Source organism: Bartonella sp. MR168JLCBS, from assembly GCF_042194175.1.
Window position 1 is genome coordinate 1 of the sequence record NZ_JBHIMP010000208.1, and the last position, 917, is coordinate 917.

Annotated in this window: 1 protein-coding gene and 1 pseudogene; both read right to left on the reverse strand. The window is 40.1% G+C overall.

What is annotated here, in order from left to right; translation table 11 throughout:
- Positions 1 to 525, reverse strand: a 525-nt coding sequence (locus ACFIK8_RS10375; protein ID WP_375669378.1) for a thiamine phosphate synthase, incomplete at its 3' end; no start/stop codon positions are given.
- Positions 522 to 917: pseudogene (locus ACFIK8_RS10380) on the reverse strand (thiazole synthase); the annotation flags it as partial. The pseudogene ACFIK8_RS10380 and the gene ACFIK8_RS10375, both read right to left, overlap by 4 nt.

Below are 917 nucleotides of genomic sequence, written 5' to 3' on the forward strand. Positions count from 1 at the left end.
AGCAGCACTATTTGCTCCTGCTTTTAACACATCAGTTGCACGTTCTGGCGTTAAGCCACCAATACCAATCAAAGGTAAAGCACCAATCCGTTTTTTCCATTTTTTAATTTTTTCTAAGCCTTGAGGCATCCATTTCATTTCTTTTAAGATTGTCGGATAAATAGGACCAAGTGCAATATAGTTAGGATGAACAGATAACGCGATATCCAATTCATGTTCATCGTGTGTGCTAAGACCAAATCTTATACCATTTTTACGGATTGCGGGAAGATCAGCATTGCTTAGATCTTCTTGTCCAAGATGAATAAAATTACATTTTTCATCAATTGCTATTGTCCAATGATCATTAATAATTAATTGTGTTCCCAATTTATCACATATGTTTTTTGCACGCTTAATATGCTGACTGATTATTTTAGGATTTTCATTTTTCATACGCAATTGTATGAGTTTGACTCCAAGAGGAACCAATCGTTCAACCCAATCAGCATTATCAACGATGAGGTAAAACGGATCCAGTTTCATGAAAACACTGCTTTTCCAACGATTGGCGTTGAAGGGACTGCTATACTACGTGCTTCGAGAATTCCTGCTTTATACCCCATACGGCCTGCTTGAACAGCTTGCGCAAAAGCTTGCGCCATTAAGACAGGGTCACCTGCTTTAGCAACAGCGGTATTAAGAAGTACTGCATCATAACCGAGTTCCATCGCCAGAGCGGCATGGGATGGGCATCCAATACCAGCATCAATAACAAGAGTAACATCAGGAAGGTAAGCACGGATAGAACGCAAGCCATCGGTATTATGAGGGCCTTGACCAGATCCAATAGGAGCACACCAAGGCATAATGACACGGCAACCAACATCTAAAAGCCTTTCAGCAACAATGAGATCATCTGTTGTATAGGCAAAAAT